Source organism: Capilliphycus salinus ALCB114379 (genome assembly GCF_047276495.1).
In the GTDB taxonomy this organism is placed as follows: domain Bacteria; phylum Cyanobacteriota; class Cyanobacteriia; order Cyanobacteriales; family Microcoleaceae; genus Capilliphycus; species Capilliphycus salinus.
Map to the genome: position 1 here is coordinate 1988025 of NZ_CP178543.1, position 17951 is coordinate 2005975.

At 45.0% G+C, this 17951-nt stretch carries 11 protein-coding genes and 1 pseudogene; 6 read left to right on the plus strand and 6 right to left on the minus strand.

Annotated features, from left to right (window positions below; genetic code table 11):
- Window positions 1-181: 181 nt before the first annotated feature.
- Both ACL6C3_RS08265 and ACL6C3_RS08270 read left to right on the plus strand, forming a co-directional pair.
- The gene (locus ACL6C3_RS08265) at window positions 182-1300 is read left to right on the plus strand and encodes a TRAP transporter substrate-binding protein (RefSeq protein WP_413168281.1); all 1119 of its coding nucleotides are present in this window, start codon (window positions 182-184) and stop codon (window positions 1298-1300) included.
- Between the two features lie 51 nt (window positions 1301-1351).
- Complete coding sequence (locus ACL6C3_RS08270) at window positions 1352-3556, plus strand: ATP-binding protein (RefSeq protein ID WP_413166684.1); 2205 nt, start codon at window positions 1352-1354, stop codon at window positions 3554-3556.
- A 29-nt stretch (window positions 3557-3585) separates the two neighbouring features.
- Here the strand turns inward: ACL6C3_RS08270 and ACL6C3_RS08275 are convergent, their stop codons facing one another.
- From ACL6C3_RS08275 to ACL6C3_RS08285, 3 genes are all read right to left on the minus strand, one after another.
- Window positions 3586-6111: a sigma 54-interacting transcriptional regulator gene (locus ACL6C3_RS08275; protein WP_413166685.1), complete on the minus strand. Its 2526-nt coding sequence runs from the start codon at window positions 6109-6111 to the stop codon at window positions 3586-3588.
- A gap of 190 nt (window positions 6112-6301) precedes the next feature.
- The gene (locus tag ACL6C3_RS08280) at window positions 6302-6664 is read right to left on the minus strand and encodes a DUF2784 domain-containing protein (protein ID WP_413166686.1); all 363 of its coding nucleotides are present in this window, start codon (window positions 6662-6664) and stop codon (window positions 6302-6304) included.
- 87 nt (window positions 6665-6751) lie between these two features.
- On the minus strand, window positions 6752-7531 hold the full coding sequence (locus ACL6C3_RS08285; RefSeq protein WP_413166687.1) for an MlaE family lipid ABC transporter permease subunit: 780 nt from the start codon (window positions 7529-7531) through the stop codon (window positions 6752-6754).
- Window positions 7532-7735: 204 nt separating this feature from the next.
- On the opposite strand from ACL6C3_RS08285, the gene ACL6C3_RS08290 reads away from it, so the two are divergent.
- The 4 genes and pseudogenes from ACL6C3_RS08290 (at window position 7736) to ACL6C3_RS08305 (ending at window position 10196) form a co-directional block, all read left to right on the plus strand.
- Entirely contained in the window at window positions 7736-8023 is a 288-nt protein-coding gene (locus tag ACL6C3_RS08290) for a hypothetical protein (protein ID WP_413166688.1), read from the plus strand.
- 230 nt (window positions 8024-8253) lie between these two features.
- On the plus strand, window positions 8254-8655 hold the full coding sequence (locus tag ACL6C3_RS08295) for a fasciclin domain-containing protein (protein WP_413166689.1): 402 nt from the start codon (window positions 8254-8256) through the stop codon (window positions 8653-8655).
- 310 nt (window positions 8656-8965) lie between these two features.
- Window positions 8966-9115: pseudogene (locus ACL6C3_RS08300) on the plus strand (RNA polymerase sigma factor); the annotation flags it as partial.
- 334 nt (window positions 9116-9449) lie between these two features.
- Window positions 9450-10196: an ISAs1 family transposase gene (locus tag ACL6C3_RS08305; RefSeq protein ID WP_413166690.1), complete on the plus strand. Its 747-nt coding sequence runs from the start codon at window positions 9450-9452 to the stop codon at window positions 10194-10196.
- 660 nt (window positions 10197-10856) lie between these two features.
- Here the strand turns inward: ACL6C3_RS08305 and ACL6C3_RS08310 are convergent.
- The 3 genes from ACL6C3_RS08310 to ACL6C3_RS08320 all read right to left on the minus strand — a co-directional run bounded on the left by ACL6C3_RS08310 (window position 10857) and on the right by ACL6C3_RS08320 (window position 17918).
- Window positions 10857-14747, minus strand: coding sequence for a calcium-binding protein (locus ACL6C3_RS08310; RefSeq protein WP_413166691.1), 3891 nt, complete (start codon window positions 14745-14747; stop codon window positions 10857-10859).
- Between the two features lie 294 nt (window positions 14748-15041).
- The gene (locus ACL6C3_RS08315) at window positions 15042-16349 is read right to left on the minus strand and encodes a CO2 hydration protein (protein WP_413166692.1); all 1308 of its coding nucleotides are present in this window, start codon (window positions 16347-16349) and stop codon (window positions 15042-15044) included.
- Between the two features lie 66 nt (window positions 16350-16415).
- Window positions 16416-17918, minus strand: a complete 1503-nt coding sequence (locus ACL6C3_RS08320) for an NADH-quinone oxidoreductase subunit M (RefSeq protein ID WP_413166693.1) — start codon at window positions 17916-17918, stop codon at window positions 16416-16418.
- Window positions 17919-17951: the final 33 nt, after the last annotated feature.

A 17951-nucleotide genomic window follows, 5' to 3' on the forward strand; every position in this document is an offset into this window, starting at 1 on the left:
TGTATCGACGCAATTCAATATAATTAAAAATGGTTTAGTTCACCGGCAAATTATGCCCGGCGATGGAATTTTAATGCTATAATATAGTCGCCATCAGGAAAAATATCAATTCGTAGATAACCAATTAATAACTTTTCGATAATAGATCGATAACATTTTCTATTTAATTGAAATTCCAGTGATCAAGCGCCGAACTTTTCTCCAGCGCAGCACCCTAACCGCAGTCGGTACGGCAGCGATCGCCGCCTGCTCTCGGGAACCTGCCACCGAGTCCGAACCCGTTACCAGTCCCGGCCGGCCCTTTGTGCGGTGGCGGATGGCAACCAGTTGGCCAAAATCCTTGACCTTCACCTTTGGCACCGCCGAACAACTCTGTCAGCGAGTCAGCCACCTGACCGACGGACGATTTGCCATTACCCCCTTCGAGGCCGGGGAAATTGCTCCGGGGTTGGAGGTGTTGTCGGCCGTAGAAGCCGGAACCGCCGAATGCGGCCACACCGCCAGTTTCTACTACATCGAGCGAGTTCCCGCCCTCGCCTTTGGAACCGGCGTCCCCTTTGGTTTGAACGCCCAACAGCAGCAAGCCTGGTTGCAGTCGGGGGGCGGTTTGGCGGCGCTGCAAAGCCTCTATGCCGAGTTGGGGGTTCGCAACTTTCCGGGGGGCAGTACCGGGGGGCAGATGGGGGGATGGTTTAAGCGGGAAGTCAACACCCTCGCCGACCTGAAAGGCCTAAAAATGCGAATTCCCGGCTTGGGGGGCGAGGTGATGGCCCGCTTGGGAATGGAGGTCCGGGTTTTGTCCAGCGATCAAATCTTTGACGATCTCGACTCGGGCAAGTTGGACGCCGCCGAGTGGGTTTGCCCCCACGACGATGAGCAGTTGGGCCTCAACCGGGTCGCCCCTTATTACTATTTTCCGGGATGGTGGGAACCGGGAACCACCTACGAATTTCAGGTGAATTTGGCCGCGTGGCAAAAATTGCCCTCCCAGTACCGGGCAGCCTTTGAAGTGGCCGCCGCCGAAGCCAACACTCGGATGTTGGCAAACTACGATGCGGCTAACGGCCAAGCCTTGCAGCGGCTGTTATCTCGGGGAACTCAATTGAGACAATTTAGCCCGGAAATTTTGCAGGCGGCTCAAAATATTGCCTTTGAATTGTACGAAGAAAAAGCCAGTAAAGATCTGATATTTAAACAAACTTATCAACAGTGGAAAGCCTTTCGTTCGCAAGTTTATCAGTGGCATCGTGTTAGTGAACTGGGTTTCATCAGTTTTGCTTCTCAAACCCTCGAACCGTAATCGGCCATGCTCCCACCCAAAAAACATAAAACTAAGGGAAAAATATTCTCAATGCTGTGGAACTTTAAGCCGAATTTTTTCCGGACTTTGTATCGCAAATACTCCGGGTATAACTCCAACGATCATTTATCTTCGTTCACCCTCAGATGCTTTTTAGTTTCTCTCAAAAATCTTAGTATTAAACAAAAATTAAACGCGGGGTTTGGTGCGCTTGTGGTGTTAACCTTTTCTATCGTTGGCTTTAACTATCTGAGCAGTACCCAGGCGCGAATCAGCATCAAACAGACCGAATCTTTGCGGGTGCCAACCGTCGTTAACTCCGCCAATGCTCAGGCGAACTTGCTAAAAATGCTTTCGAGTTTGCACGGATATTTGGCAACGGGAAGATCGGAATTTCGCGACGATTATCAAGCTGCAAGACACGAATTTGAAAAAGATTTAATCCAACTGCTCGCCCTGACAGAACGGTGGAATTTAACCGATCAATATCAACAATTACAGGAACTCAATCAAATCTATCAAGATTGGTCGGGTTTGGCTGAACGAATGTTTATCTTAAAAGATAATATGTTGCTCAATCAACCCGCCTGGCGTCTGTACCAACAACAAGGCCAGTTAATGATCGATAGCATTTTGCAAGAAATTAACCGGATGCAAGATGAGGAGAAAAAACAATCTCCCTCAACAATTCATCAAGATCTGCTCATCTCAATGTCGGAGTTTGAAAATTCTTTTACTTTAATGGTGGCGGCTTTACAAGCTTATATCACCACGACAAATTCGACCTTTCGCTATCAGTATTCCGCACAAAAACGTAAAAATCAGGCGGCTTGGGAAAGCTTGGAATTCAATCAATATATTTTCACGGACAATCAGTGGCAAAGTTTTGAGAATCTGGCCGAAGATCTCGATCAATTTGATTTTCTCAAGCAGCAAATCTTTTCGGCGGTAAAAGACGAACGATCCCGAGAAGATCTCTACCTTTTTCAAACCGAAGTAGAACCCCTGGCTAACGAAATGTTGGACTTGCTCAATGAAATTGTCACCGAACAACAAGGCTTGCTAACTGCGGAATTAAGGGCCGGACACTATAACTTAATTTCCGGACAGTGGACGGCTTTAGCCGTTGGGATCATCACTTTAATTTTAGCGATTGTCATGGCAAGTTTTCTCCGCCGAACCATTGCTTTTCCCATTCAAAGACTCACGAATGTAACGACTCGCATTATGGAAGGAAACTTTGAAGTCAAAGCAACTGTCGAGTCTCAAGATGAAGTCGGAAGTTTGGCGAGTACGTTTAATCAAATGACCGCTTATTTAAAAAAATCTCGCGAAGAATTAGAACATTATAATACCACTTTAGAAAACCGAGTTCAACAGCGAACTCAAGAAATTCAAGAAAAAAATATAGAATTAGAATCTACTTTAAATCAACTCAAAGCCACGCAAGCCCAATTGATTCAAACTGAAAAAATGTCGAGTTTGGGGCAGTTGGTCGGGGGAGTTGCCCACGAAATTAACAATCCCGTCAATTTTATTCATGCTAATATTTATCATCTCAACCAATACGCTTTTGATTTATTAGAGTTACTCCAACTTTACCAGCGGGAATTTAACCCGCTTCCGTCAGAAATTCAAGAGAAAACAGAAGAAATTGATCTCAATTTTGTCAAAGAAGATTTACCCCGTCTGATTCGTTCGATGCAAACCGGAACACAACGCATTTCTCAAATTGTAAGTTCTCTCCGCAGTTTTTCCCGTCTCGATGAAGCCGAAATGAAATGGGTTGACCTTCATACCGGACTAGACAATACTTTAATGATGGTCGAAGGCAAGCTGAAAGCATCCGCAAAATCCCCCGAAATTAAAGTTATTAAAGAATACGGAGAGTTACCCGAGGTTGAATGCTACGCCGGTCAACTCAATCAAGTTTTTCTGAGTTTAATTGCCAACGCAATTGAAGCTTTAAACGAGTCTCAAATTCCCCAACCCACTTTAACAATTCGCACCCAATATTTCGCCGAATCTTCGCACATTCAAGTTCAAGTTCAAGATAATGGCAAAGGAATCGATCCAACAATTCAAGATAAAATATTCGATCCCTTTTTCACCACAAAACCCGTCGGTCAAGGGGTAGGTTTGGGTCTATCCATTAGTTACAGTATTATTGAAAAGCATCAAGGGCATTTGCAATATTTTTCGGAATGGGGAAAAGGAACAACTTTTCAGATCGAAATTCCCGTGTCTCAAACTTAAAATTTTCACATCTAAAAACCGTCTTCGCCTTAATACCCCACAATTACCTGCCACAAACACACCGTTAAAATTACAGTCGCTAAATGCTGAGGCAACAAAAACTTAAACGATTGACGGGCGATTTTCTGTGTTAAAATTATAGCAGTAATCGCGCCAAAAATCAACCCCGTTCCCTGGAGAAAACTAATCACCGCCGGATGAGCAACTAATATCGGTAATCCCTCACCATTCAAGCCAAAAGTCGCCAAAGCCACCGGAAGAATACGTCCGCCTTCTGACAACCCCAACCGCAAATAATGGGCTAAATTTCCGGCTAAAACCAGCGGTAAATATCCATAAGCCAGTTCCACAAAAGAGCGAGATTTAAAACTCGGAAAAATCCGATCAATTCCCCGGATAAACAGATGAGCCAAAAGCGGCACCAATACCGGTAAACTCAAAGCCGCCACCGACAGCCATAAATGAGGTTGGGACTCAAGTAAATTCCAGGGTAAATTTAACTCAATTTGTAACTCGGGAAGATGGTGTAAAAATACCGCTCCCAACAGCAAAAATAACAACGCCACTTCGTAACTGCGAGCCACATGAGTTGTCCAGAGTTCAATTCCCGGCGGACGCAAATTAAACTCAACCGAACGGTGGGGACAAGCTTTCAAACAAGTCATGCACAAAACACAGTCCCGGTTATCTTCTAATTGTGCCGGATGAGAATACAACGGACAGCCATCGGTTGCCATTCCTTCGCCTTTTTGCGGCCCCCCTTTATAACATTGATAGGTCGTACATTCGGCCGAACAAGTCCCCTGCTGCGCCCTTAATTCGGTCATTGAAAGTTTGGCAAACATTCCATTCATCCCGCCAATGGGACAGAGATAACGGCACCAAAAACGCCGCTCAAATAGAGCCGAAAAAATCATCGCTCCGGCCGTAATTAACAGCAACAAACAGGCCGATAAATAAGCCGTATTCGTTAAATCCCAGAGTTCCTCCCAGAGTAAAATTAAACCAAATAACCCGAACAAAAACCATCCGCCCCAGCGTTCAGCCTCCTGTCTCGGCCAACGTTTTAGTTTGCGGGGAAACAACCACAGGGATAATTTTTGGGTGACTTCTCCATAAATCATAAACGGACAAACCGCACACCAAACCCGCCCTAAAAACGGAAACAAAATCAAAACAATTGGCCACCACCAAGCCCAAAATAAATTTAAAGCAAAATTTTCCGAACGGGTTTGGGGGCCGAGAAATAAAATCCCCACAATTAACGCAAAAGTGGTTAGCGTAAACCCATAATTAATTCGATCCGGCCACCAAGGACTGCGAAGAAAATGCCGAAGTCCGGGATAAGTATTGAGTAAATTGAGACGAAATTGTTTTTTCTTGGTTTGCGACGGCCAGATAATTTCTTCGGTAATTTTTAAACTGCCTTCTAGCTGAATAATTGCCCGTTCAACCAAGTTGCGAAGTTCCCGTAAATTATTCGGAAAATCGTAAGCTTGCAGCCGCCGCAACGCTTCGGGACTAATGCGGGCTTTTTCAATGCCTTTGGCGCGACAAATTAAACTAATATAGTAATTGACCCAATCTTCTAAGTCCGCTTTTCTCACCCGCAACGGAGGAACTTTAATTAAATTTTCAACAAGAGAACTCAGTTCAGAAATAACTCTTTCTGAAACAATAATAATTTGGGCTTGGCAAGATTTTGGCTGTGGGGTTGGTTCTCCCGCACGACTAACCGGAGTGTAGGTTTTCGTTTTCACCAGGTTAATAACTGCGGGTAAAAGTTCGGGCGGAAGATCGTGTACATTATTAAACATTAGACTTCCTTCGCCCAACGCTTCAATTAGTCCCGGTTTTCCCCCCACCCGACCAAATAATTCAAAACCGCTCGTTTGTAACGTGCTACAATCGACTTTAATTAACGGTTTACGTCGCTCCGATGAACCAAAATGAATTAATGTCGCAATATTATCTTTTTCGAGTCCGGGTTCACCAAAAACTAATACAGACTCACGGTTTTTTGCCGCCTGTTTAATTTGCGATCGCAGTCGCACCGCATAGCGACTTCTCCCCACAATTCCCCGTCTGGCTTTCGGAACTAAATAAGGCTGTAAAATCAGCATTCGTTCCTGTTCATAAATCAGTTGAGAAGATAAAGATTCAACTTCTTCAACTAATTTCTGAGAAAAAGCCTGAGTAATTTCCGGATATTGACTCACCAATTGATGAAAAGATGCGGCCGAAATAAACCAAAATTCACATTCACTGAGGGTTACTAACGTTTGTCGAACCGGTTTATTCACCAACAATTCTTGAAGATTAATCGCCGATCCCGGTAACAAACCGTAGGATCGCAACCGCTCCGGTTGAGCTTCGATATGACCCGATCGCAAAATGTAGAGTCCTTCGGGTGATGTTGCTTCAGTGGCGATCGCTTGCTCAACGGCGACAGTGCGGTGTTCAAGTTGGGAAGCGATCGCTTCTAAAATTTCTGGGTTAAGTAGGCTCAAAGCGCTCCGTTCTTGCAGCCACGTCACCAACTCTTGAACATTCATCGCGGGTTCTCCCGTTTACCTTTATTCTTTATTTTATCGGAAAACTTACTTTAACTCAAACTATGATAGAACTCTCTAATTTTTGGGTTCCCCTAGCGCTCTTAGGTTTAATTGTGTTGGCGGCTATTTTTTTCAGTTCGATCCGATGAAAACTTAAAGATTTGCCAAAAATAATTCCTGGGGAACAGTCTCAGCGTTGGCGACGAAAAATCAGCCAACTGTAAATGCTGAGATTGACAATTAAAACAAACAATCCTAAAAAGATTTGTAGGCCGCGAGTCAGTGCCGTCGGATAAATCAGAGGGAGGAGATAATGTTCAATAAAACTGGTATTGTAACCCGCTTCTCCTCCCTGTTGACGCAGCCAATTTTCCAAAGGCGTTAGAGGACAAACCCACCCCGCAAATGAAATCAGAATCGCCCATCCGAAAGCGGGGATATGAACCAGAAGCAAACGCCTCCATCGCAACACCAACAAGCCTCCAGCAACCGCAAACAAGATGAAAGCCAGGTGAATAACGACAACGAAATCTGCTGCAATTCGGTAAATCATAATTTCTAGTCACTCCGAGGGGGGGTTTATCTAGGTTGAAAGTGAGATACATACATTTTGGCTAAACCCGCCCCTACACCGGACAGCTTAAAGCACAGCATTACCCGTTCCCTGAAACATCAACCAAGACAGGAAAAAGTCCAAAATAAAGATAGACAGCAAAGCCGTCACCACAGCAGTTGTCGTCGATTGTCCCACACCTTTGGCGCCGCCGGTCGTCGTCAGCCCCCAATTGGTACCGATCACCGCAATCACCCCCCCAAACACCACCGCTTTGATTTCGCCACTAATTAAATCCCAAAGGCTGAGAAAATTCTGCACCGACTCCAGAAACAAATTTGGCGGAATGTTATATAGACTACTGGAAATAAATAAACCTCCTGCCAGACCCGTAATCAGACAGATAATATTTAGCAAAGGCAACATTAAACAACAGGCAATCACCCGAGGGATCACCAAATAATCAACGGGATCAGTTTTTAATACATAAAGCGCATCGATTTGTTCCGTGACTTGCATCGTGCCAATTTCTGCGGCAAAAGCCGATCCCACTCGTCCGGCAACAATTACAGAAGTTAACACCGGACTTAATTCTCGCGCCAGAGAAAGAGCCAAAACACCCCCCACTAAATTTCCGGCACCTAATGTGATAAACTCACGGGAAACTTGAATTGTAAACACCATTCCGACAAAACCTGCCGTGATCAAGGCAATTAGCAATGACTCCGGCCCGACCGTTGCCATTTGTTCTAAAGTGTTACGACGATGAATTTTACCTTGAAACAGATGTACAATTACCTGTCCGGCTAAAAACAAAGCAGCAATGAAGCGGCGCGTCCAAATTCCGAGACTTGAATGAATTTGCATCTGACTTAAAACAATCCTCACCTTAAAATGACAAAGAAAAATAACAACTATGTACAAATCTTAACCAAGTTTTTTGAATATTAATTTAAGTTTTCTGACAGAGTGGAACGAAACGAGTAATTCCCTTTATCTTATAAGTTAATAGTCTAGATTAACTTGCCCCTACTCTGGCATTAGCTGAATTCAATTCTCTATCATTCTCCTATGAGTATTTTTCCTGATTTTCTCCGTTCGGTTCTACTAACGATGGTTCTGAGCTTTTTGACTCCCATTCTGGTGATCAGTTTTGGTTTAGCAAGCTCGGCAATTATCGGGTGTCTTCCCTTTCTCGAAACCATCGGTCAATTTTCCTGCCAACAAATTTTACAATTTTTGGCAACCTTTGGCAGCGGACATCCCTTACAAGGAAGTCTGATCATTGGTATAACCTGTAGTCTAGTTGGTGGTTTATTTGATACCTATGCCTCCTATCAAAGTCCTCGCAGTCAGTAAAATTACCCCGTCAAACCCCGATTCGTTTACTTAGCCTCCCGAAGGAGGCTTTAGCTTAGTTTGACAGAGGAGAGAAATAATTATCAACCCCCAACCTCTGTTTCCCTTTCCATCCCATCAGGTTCAACCTCCAATCTATCAAAAGATCTTGTCATTTTTCAGGGGAACAATTATGTTAAACTAGAGCCACACAAAAGGATTCTCAAAAGCAATCGAGTTAAACACAATCAATGGCTGATATTGTTGATATTGCAGTTGGTGCAGGCTCATTTACCACCCTTGTACAAGCGGTTCAAGCCGCAGGTTTGGTCGAAACCCTCAAAAGTCCCGGCCCCTTTACCGTTTTTGCCCCCAATGACGACGCTTTCGCCAAACTTCCGCCCGGCACCATACAAACGTTAGTCCAAAATATACCCCAACTGACTCGCATTTTAACCTATCACGTTGTTCCCGGTCGGCTCAAGAAAGCCGATTTAGAAGAACTTCAAACCCTAACGACCGTTGAAGGTTCACCGCTTCCCCTCATTTTTACCGAAGGTTTTGAAGTCAAAAATGCCACCGTCGTCGCCCCCGACATCGAAGCCGATAACGGCGTAATTCATGTGATTGATACTGTACTTTTAATGGGTTAAAGCGTCAATCAATTTAGCAGTTCTATACAGTCCAGTTCAATACTCATCATCAAAAACTGGCTGTTTGTAGGTTGAGGAAAGAAACCCAACCTACTAATTATTATTCAAACTCTCCCCTTCAAGTCTCTACAGATCAATTTTCTTGGCGTTAACTTCTGAATGTATCGATATCGGGGATAGATTTAGAACTCTCCAAAAGTCCTAATAAAAGCTTAGTTTTTAATCATAAAACCGAGAAAATTATCCGGTAAAAATTCACAAATCAGTATAAACACGCAGAGATTAATCGATATAATTCCGTTTACCGCCCAAACTCCGCGAAGTTTTTGTTCTCCTCGTACACCAAGAACTCTCTTATAAAGAAATAGCCCAACACCTGAATATTTCTTACGATAACGTCCGCCAACGAATTTCTAATTCCGATTTATCCGATATTGCCAAACCGTTAGAAATTCAGTGAAAATCGGCCTTCTCAATTGTTAGATTTTCTCAAACCAAACCCCTAAAGTTAGGGCGTATGCCAGAAACCCCGACGCAGAAAAACAGGCGAAATTTTGGCGATGCCCCCCCTTTGTCCCCCCAACTTTAGGCAGGGCCGTTCCGTTCTAATGTTTTGCGATCGCTAGAAGCTATAGCTGAATGCGATTTCGTCCCTTTTTTTTTAGAACCCCTAAAAAACGAGAAAAACCCAGGCGATCGCTTGACTCAAAGAGGTTATTCCCCCCTAAATCTTCAGGGCAGGAATTGAAAAATAAAACTGGCGAGACCGCTTGATGTAAAATGATTTTGTTTCCTTGTATAGTCAAGAGTATCAAGTTGTTCTAGGATTAAATCGCTTTGAGAATAAACACTCTTCAGAAATCAAGCAAGTTCAAGAGATGATCGGGAGTTTACCCTTCACAAAAAAAGTATTTACTCTCGATGCTTTACACTCTCTTGCGGACTTCCTCCTTGATGGAAACCACCAAGACCGGAGTCCGCGCTGCCAAAAGCCAACGGTTCAACAAATCATAGCTTCAGAAAATCACTACTTAATCACCGTCAAAAAGAATCAAAAAAAATTGTATCAAGCTTTAGAGTCTATCACTGACTCAGAACAGCCTTTCAGTATTAATATAGAGCAAGAAAAAAGTCATGGCCGTCAAATCAAACGCCAAGTTTCAGTTTTCAAGAGCATAGAACCCCTAAAATCTAATTGGTGTGGAATTCAAAGCTTAATCCGAGTTAAAAGATGGGGTAAAAGAGGAGACAAGGATGATCACCAAGTTGCTTACTACATCAGTAGTCTCTTGGAGAAAGCTGAAGTTTTTGCGACTCGAATCAGAGGACATTGGCAAATAGAAAATCAGTTGCATTGGGTAAAAGATGTAATATTTCAAGAGGATGGTTCTCAAATCCATCACTTTCAAGCCCGAACGAATTTATCCATCCTCCAAACTATAGCAATGAATCTGTTTCGACTGTTAGGATTTGTCTCTATTACTGAAGGTCAAAGATGGCTTAATAATCACTGGTTCAAGCTTTGGATTTTGCTAGAATGAAACGGCCCTGGCTTTCCAAGGGGGGTTAGGGGGGATCGAATAAAACCCTTGACAAACTGCAAGAAACAGGATTAGAACAAATCGTTGAAACTAACAGTTATGAAAAAGAAACCGGGTTTCTATGACATTTTTTCATCTCGATCAAAATCTTACTGAAGAAACCCGGTTTCTCACTATTGAACTTATACCATTTCTCTAAAGTTGAGATACAGATGATTTAGTCCAAACCCGTAGCCTATCTACTTCTGACTTTTGACTGTCTTGCAAAGTTGCTCTATGCGCGAACTTCCTTCAACTCTGGGAACTAGAGCAACGGAGTTCGCGCTCCACGCAGGCGTGACCCCAAGACCCTCCGGGAACGTCCGTCGCGGAAGATCGCAAACTTTGCGGAAGATCGCGAACTTCGCTCTATGCGCGAACTTTGCTCTATGCGCGTTGGCGTAGCCTGCCGCAAAGCGGCTTACTTCGCTCTCGACTATTGGGCGCCCGTCGCAAGGCAAGCGCTCTCGGCGGAAACCGCGCCCGTCGCAAGGAACGCGCTCCACGCAGGCGTGACCCCAAGACCGCACAATACCCGCACTTTGCGCTTCTGACTTTTGACTTCCGCGAAGCGGTATTACCTCAACCCAAACGACCAGTCGCCGTTTGTTAAACGCATCTTTAGAACACAGATGTACTGAAGTCATCCGAGGAAATCACCCCAGCATCAATACCCACTAATTCCGCCAGAATTTCGGAACCCAAAGCAATTTGAGTTTGACCGTTAACGGAAGTAATGGTGAGTTGTTCAAAACTGATGCCACCGTCGAGGACGATCGTATCTTCGCCGTCGGCAAAATCAGTGATGGTATCCGGGCCGTAACCCGCCACGAGGACAAAGCGATCGCTCCCATTCCCCCCGGTGAGCAGGTCTGAACCCTCCGCCCCGATGAGGAGATCATCCCCATTGCCGCCGGTGAGTTGGTCGTCACCTTCCCCGCCATCAAGGGTGTCATTACCCCCGTCACCCAAGATCACGTCATCACCCTCACCACCGTCCACCAGGTCATCTCCCTGACCACCGTAGGCCGTATCATTACCGTCATTGCCGGAAATGGTATCCGCCTCTTGGTTGCCGAAAATGATATCATCACCGTCGTTGCCCTCCATCAGGTCAGACCCCTGGTTGCCGAAAATGATATCATCACCCTCGCCACCTTTCACCTGGTCGTCCCCCAGGCCACCGTAAACCTCATCATTGCCGTCGGCGCCGTCGAGAACGTCGTTTCCTTGGTTGCCATTCAGCCAGTCGTCCCCCTCGTCGCCGGAAATCGTATCATTTCCGAGGTTGCCGTAGAGTTCATCGTTGCCCGTACCGCCAAGGATTTGGTCGTCATCCTTGCCACCTTGGACGGTATCGTTACCCGCCCCGGCATCGATGATATCGTTACCTTGGTTGCCGTTAGCTTCGTCGTTCCCGGCCCCCAAATTGAGATTATCGTCACCCGCAAAGGCAAACAGTTCGTCGGCTTCGGGAGTTCCGGCTAGGTTGTTGTCTCCCTCACCCGGTTCGGAGTCGGAAACAGTGATGTTGGTGGAGAAAATCAACGGAAATGCGATCGTACTAATAGAATCGATGACCTCGTAGACATCCAACACCATCGGCAGTTCCAATTCGGTTTCGGTTTCCAAATCGTCGGAAGAGGTGTCGCCGTCCCCAGAAGTCGAGTCATCCGCCGAGTCGTCAGGGAGGAAATCGGAAACGGGAATTGAGGGTATTGTCGGATCGGAAGGGGTTTCTGGGGAAGGAGTCGTCGAAGTTCCACCCAATACCACAGAACCATCGGGGCGAGTAATCGAAGAAGAATCAATTTCTACCCCATCGAATTCATTGACAAAAACATTGACAGTTTCCCCAATCGTTAAACCCAATTCATCCGCATCTCGAGGATCGGGATCGACAATCGTTGAACCCCCCGACCAATTTAATATAAAATCATCGCCATCATCGGCAAAACCCGTTACCACTCCTGTTACTGTTGTTCCCGCTTGAATCTCTGTTGAGGGAACAGTCGGATTATCCGTTGTCGGATCGGAAGGGGTTTCTGGGGAAGGAGTCGTCGAAGTTCCACCCAATACCACAGAACCATCGGGGCGAGTAATCGAAGAAGAATCAATTTCTACCCCATCGAATTCATTGACAAAAACATTGACAGTTTCCCCAATCGTTAAACCCAATTCATCCGCATCTCGAGGATCGGGATCGACAATCGTTGAACCCCCCGACCAATTTAATATAAAATCATCGCCATCATCGGCAAAACCCGTTACCACTCCTGTTACTGTTGTTCCCGCTTGAATCTCTGTTGAGGGAACAGTCGGATTATCCGTTGTCGGATCGGAAGGGGTTTCTGGGGAAGGAGTCGTCGAAGTTTCACCCAATACCACAGAACCATCGGGGCGAGTAATCGAAGAAGAATCAATTTCTACCCCATCGAATTCATTGACAAAAACATTGACAGTTTCCCCAATCGTTAAACCCAATTCATCCGCATCTCGAGGATCGGGATCGACAATCGTTGAACCCCCCGACCAATTTAATATAAAATCATCGCCATCATCGGCAAAACCCGTTACCACTCCTGTTACTGTTGTTCCCGCTTGAATCTCTGTTGAGGGAACAGTCGGATTATCCGTTGTCGGATCGGAAGGGGTTCCTGGGGAAGTCGTCGTCGAAGTTTCACCCAATACCACAGAACCATCGGGGCGAGTAATCGAAGAAGAATCAATTTCTACCCCATCGAATTCATTGACAAAAACATTGACAGTTTCCCCGATCGTTAAACCCAATTCATCCGCATCTCGAGGATCGGGATCGACAATCGTTGAACCCCCCGACCAATTTAATATAAAATCATCGCCATCATCGGCAAAACCCGTTACCACTCCTGTTACTGTTGTTCCCGCTTGAATCTCTGTTGAGGGAACAGTCGGATCATTCATTGTCGGATCGGAAGGGGTTTCTGGGGAAGGAGTCGTCGAAGTTTCACCCAATACCACAGAACCATCGGGGCGAGTAATCGAAGAAGAATCAATTTCTACCCCATCGAATTCATTGACAAAAACATTGACAGTTTCCCCAATCGTTAAACCCAATTCATCCGCATCTCGAGGATCGGGATCGACAATCGTTGAACCCCCCGACCAATTTAATATAAAATCATCGCCATCATCGGCAAAACCCGTTACCACTCCTGTTACTGTTGTTCCCGCTTGAATCTCTGTTGAGGGAACAGTCGGATTATCCGTTGTCGGATCGGAAGGGGTTTCTGGGGAAGGAGTCGTCGAAGTTTCACCCAATACCACAGAACCATCGGGGCGAGTAATCGAAGAAGAATCAATTTCTACCCCATCGAATTCATTGACAAAAACATTGACAGTTTCCCCAATCGTTAAACCCAATTCATCCGCATCTCGAGGATCGGGATCGACAATCGTTGAACCCCCCGACCAATTTAATATAAAATCATCGCCATCATCGGCAAAACCCGTTACCACTCCTGTTACTGTTGTTCCCGCTTGAATCTCTGTTGAGGGAACAGTCGGATTATCCGTTGTCGGATCGGAAGGGGTTTCTGGGGAAGGAGTCGTCGAAGTTTCACCCAATACCACAGAACCATCGGGGCGAGTAATCGAAGAAGAATCAATTTCTACCCCATCGAATTCATTGACAAAAACATTGACAGTTTCCCCAATCGTTAAACCCAATTCATCCGCGTCTCGAGGATCGGGATCGACAATCGTTGAACCCCCCGACCAATTTAATATAAAATCATCGCCATCATCGGCAAAACCCGTTACCACTCCTGTTACTGTTGTTCCCGCTTGAATCTCTGTTGAGGGAACAGTCGGATTATCCGTTGTCGGATCGGAAGGGGTTCCTGGGGAAGGAGTCGTCGAAGTTCCACCCAATACCACAGAACCATCGGGGCGAGTAATCGAAGAAGAATCAATTTCTACCCCATCGAATTCATTGACAAAAACATTGACAGTTTCCCCAATCGTTAAACCCAATTCATCCGCATCTCGAGGATCGGGATCGACAATCGTTGAACCCCGCGACCAATTTAATATAAAATCATCGCCATCATCGGCAAAACCCGTTACCACTCCTGTTACTGTTGTTCCCGCTTGAATCTCTGTTGAGGGAACAGTCGGATTATCGTCGATATCGTCATCGTCATCATCGTCGTCATCATCGTCGTCATCATCGTCCGTATCGTCTGCCGAATCATCGGTGGTGGCATCGTCCGTCGAGTCAGTCGAAGTTCCACCCAATACCACAGAACCATCGGGGCGAGTAATCGAAGAAGAATCAATTTCTACCCCATCGAATTCATTGACAAAAACATTGACAGTTTCCCCGATCATTAAACCCAATTCATCCGCATCTCGAGGATCGGGATCGACAATCGTTGAACCCCCCGACCAATTTAATATAAAATCATCGCCATCATCGGCAAAACCCGTTACCACTCCTGTTACTGTTGTTCCTGGTGTGGGATTAGTCATCTCTTGTTCTGCCTTCTTGAACTCGACGCTGCAACTTTAAACAGGAAAAATGACAGGAAGATGACAGAAATTTGATGAATTAATCATTGTCAGTTTTTTTATAGATCCATCAAGTTTAGGTTATATTAGCTGCGTGTAGGGTGGGTGATAACCGATGAGTTAACGTTGAAATTCTTCAGTTTTTTCCCTCACCCACCTTACTGTTATTTCGGAATCAATGTGAATTCAACAATAGAAAAACCCTCTCCTGGTAAGAGAGGGGTGGGGAGAGGTTGATAGAGGCTTCAAAAACGTTTAACGATAATTTTGAGTTTGGATATTTCTCAAACGGGCTTCAGGACGTTTAAAGCGATCTAATTGCATCTCAAAAAAGTCACGATTTGCTTGTAAATGCCGGGGATTTGTATCATCTAAAGGATACAACAAAGCCGTCCGTAACGCTTGAATAACCGCAGAAGTTACACAATACATTGAACGTTGGAAAGTGTTCGCCAACTGAATCAACATATCGTCCTCGCCCCGACAGTGTTTTTGGTAATATTCCACCAAATAGGGCGGTAAGAAATGCAGCATATCTTGCATTAACAAAGTCGGCGGAATTCCCGCAGTTCCCACCGGGAAAATATCGGCGTACAAAATGCCATAATGGAAGTCTTTTTGATCCTGGGGAACTTCGTTGGCTTGGGCGTTGTAAGACTTCGTACCCCGGAAGGGTGCGGTGCGATAAAATACCGCTTCTACATAGGGAAGTGCGGCTTCATATAACCACATAAAGCCTTTCGACTTGGGAATAATTTCGTAGCATTCCCCATCGATATAAACGTGATGATAAATGGGTCGCCCCGCAATGGCAAAAATTCCGTTGACCAAGAAGTTCATCGCTTCGGGAACGGTGGTAATTTTCCCTTCATCGTACAAGTCGCTCATTTCAAAGAAAACCGGCGCCATGACTTCCCAGAATAGCCCCAAATTGCTGTAATATGAAAGTTGGCGAACTTGTTCGAGAAACATATCCGGAAATAGCTTGTACAAGCTTAACATCACCGGATTCTTTTTGAAGTAAGCTTTAATCGCCCGGTCAGCATTGGCTTTGTATTCGTCGGTATCGAGATAGGGGTCAAATTGACCGCCCATTTCTCGATGCCAAAACATCGCTTGCATACAGGCTTCTGCAAACTCCATATTAATCCGGTCGTGCCACAAATGATGGAGTAATTTGGGAAGCTTGGTGGTTTCTCCCTTTTCAATAAAAGCCAATAATTCCGGGTGTGCGGTGGCTTCTCCCCGCCAAATTCTTAAATCCGCATCGTCTCCGGCATAATGATTGTGCAGGTCTAAATACTCTTTGGGAAGGAAGTATTTAAAAAAGGGTAAAGGGTTTAAAAATACCCGTTCGGCGATGTATAATAAATCCCGCCAATAGAAATCCATCGGCACCGCGTAGGCTTTATAAATGCCGATAATTTGCATTAAATTTTCCGGGGTATCGGGAAGCATCGCCCCACCCGCTTCTAGGCGATGAATGATCTCCGAAAATTCGTGAGTTGAAGGCGGTAATTTTGCGGATAAGGATTGCAATTGCATTTCGGTTGTGACAGTCATAAGCCGTTAACAGTTTAGAGTTAAAAAGTGAGAAAACATCACTCAATTTGACGCACTGTGAAAAAATTAGGGTTGTTTTAGGTGCATTGAAACTTGAGTCGGAGTCTGATTTTTTAAAGCAATTTCCATTGCTTGTGCTGTCGGTTCGCTCCAACGTAATAACCAACTCGGTTGCACGCCAAAGAAGAAAATTAAAACCGCTAAAACCAAAGCCGGAGCCTGTTCAGAAAATTTGACTTTGGGATAATAAGCTAAGTCATTATTCAGCTTACCAAAACAAGTTCGGTTGAGCAGAATTACGAAGTAAACAGCCGTTAAACCGGAAGCAATAATGCAGAGTAAACTTTGGATGGGGAAAACGGAAAATGTGCCTTGGAAAACCAGAAATTCGGCTACAAAACCGACTAACCCCGGAATTCCGGCGCTCGCCATTCCCGACATAATTAACAATGCACTAACAACCGGTAAACCGCGAATGGGATTCATCAAACCGTTGAGAACTTGTAAGTCACGAGTCCCAACTTTGGCTTCCACCACACCAACCAAATGAAACAGAATCGCCAGAATTAAACCGTGAGCCACCATTTGAGAAATCGCCCCAATTAAACTAATGGTGGTTCCTGCTGCTGCTGCTACTATGATATAGCCCATGTGACCAATTGAGCTATAGGCAACCATACGTTTAATATCCTGTTGGGCGATCGCCGTTAACGCCCCGTACATGACGCTAAAAACCCCAATAATTGACAATCCGGGGGCGATTAATTCCCAAGTTTCGGGGAACAGTTGCAAGCCAAATCGAATTAAACCGTAAGTTCCCAATTTTGCCAGAATTCCCCCCAACAAAATTGTTACAGGAGAAGAAGACTCAACGTAGGCGTCGGGGAGCCAAGTGTGTAGCGGTACCAACGGAATTTTAATGCCAAATCCGATTAGTAAAACACTTAACAGAATCAGTTGGGTGGTCTGAGATAAGATTTGAGTATTGATGGCATTGTAGTCAAAATTTGTCGAACCACCCAACCAGGTCATGCCCAAGAATCCCGCTAAAATTAGGATTCCCGATAACGCCGTATAAATCAAGAATTTGGTGGCTGCATAACCCCGTTTTTCGCTTCCCCAAATGGCAATTAATAGATAAAGGGGAATCAGTTCTAACTCGTAAAACAGAACGAACAGCAATAAATTCTGTGCCAAAAATGCGCCCGCAATTCCCGCATTAACCAACAAAATCATCGAATAATAAAGGCGGGGGCGTTGAAGTTCCGGGCGGGTGCTGGCGATCGCAATAATCGTTAAAACGGCATTCAACCCCATCAAGGGTAACGATAACCCATCAATTGCTAAACTGTAGGATAAACCCAATTGGGGAATCCAAGGAAGATATTCAGAAAACTGAAAATTGGGGTCGCTCAAGTCAAAATCTGCGGCTAATTTTAGGGTAAATCCCGCAATGACGAGCGCAATAATTAAAGCAACAGAACGAATTTGACGGCTGATTAAATTGGCGGGAAGTATCCCCACAATCAGCGCTCCGACCACCGGAATTAAAATGAATAAATTGAGCATAGGTCATTGATCACAGACTGTGTATCTGGTTTA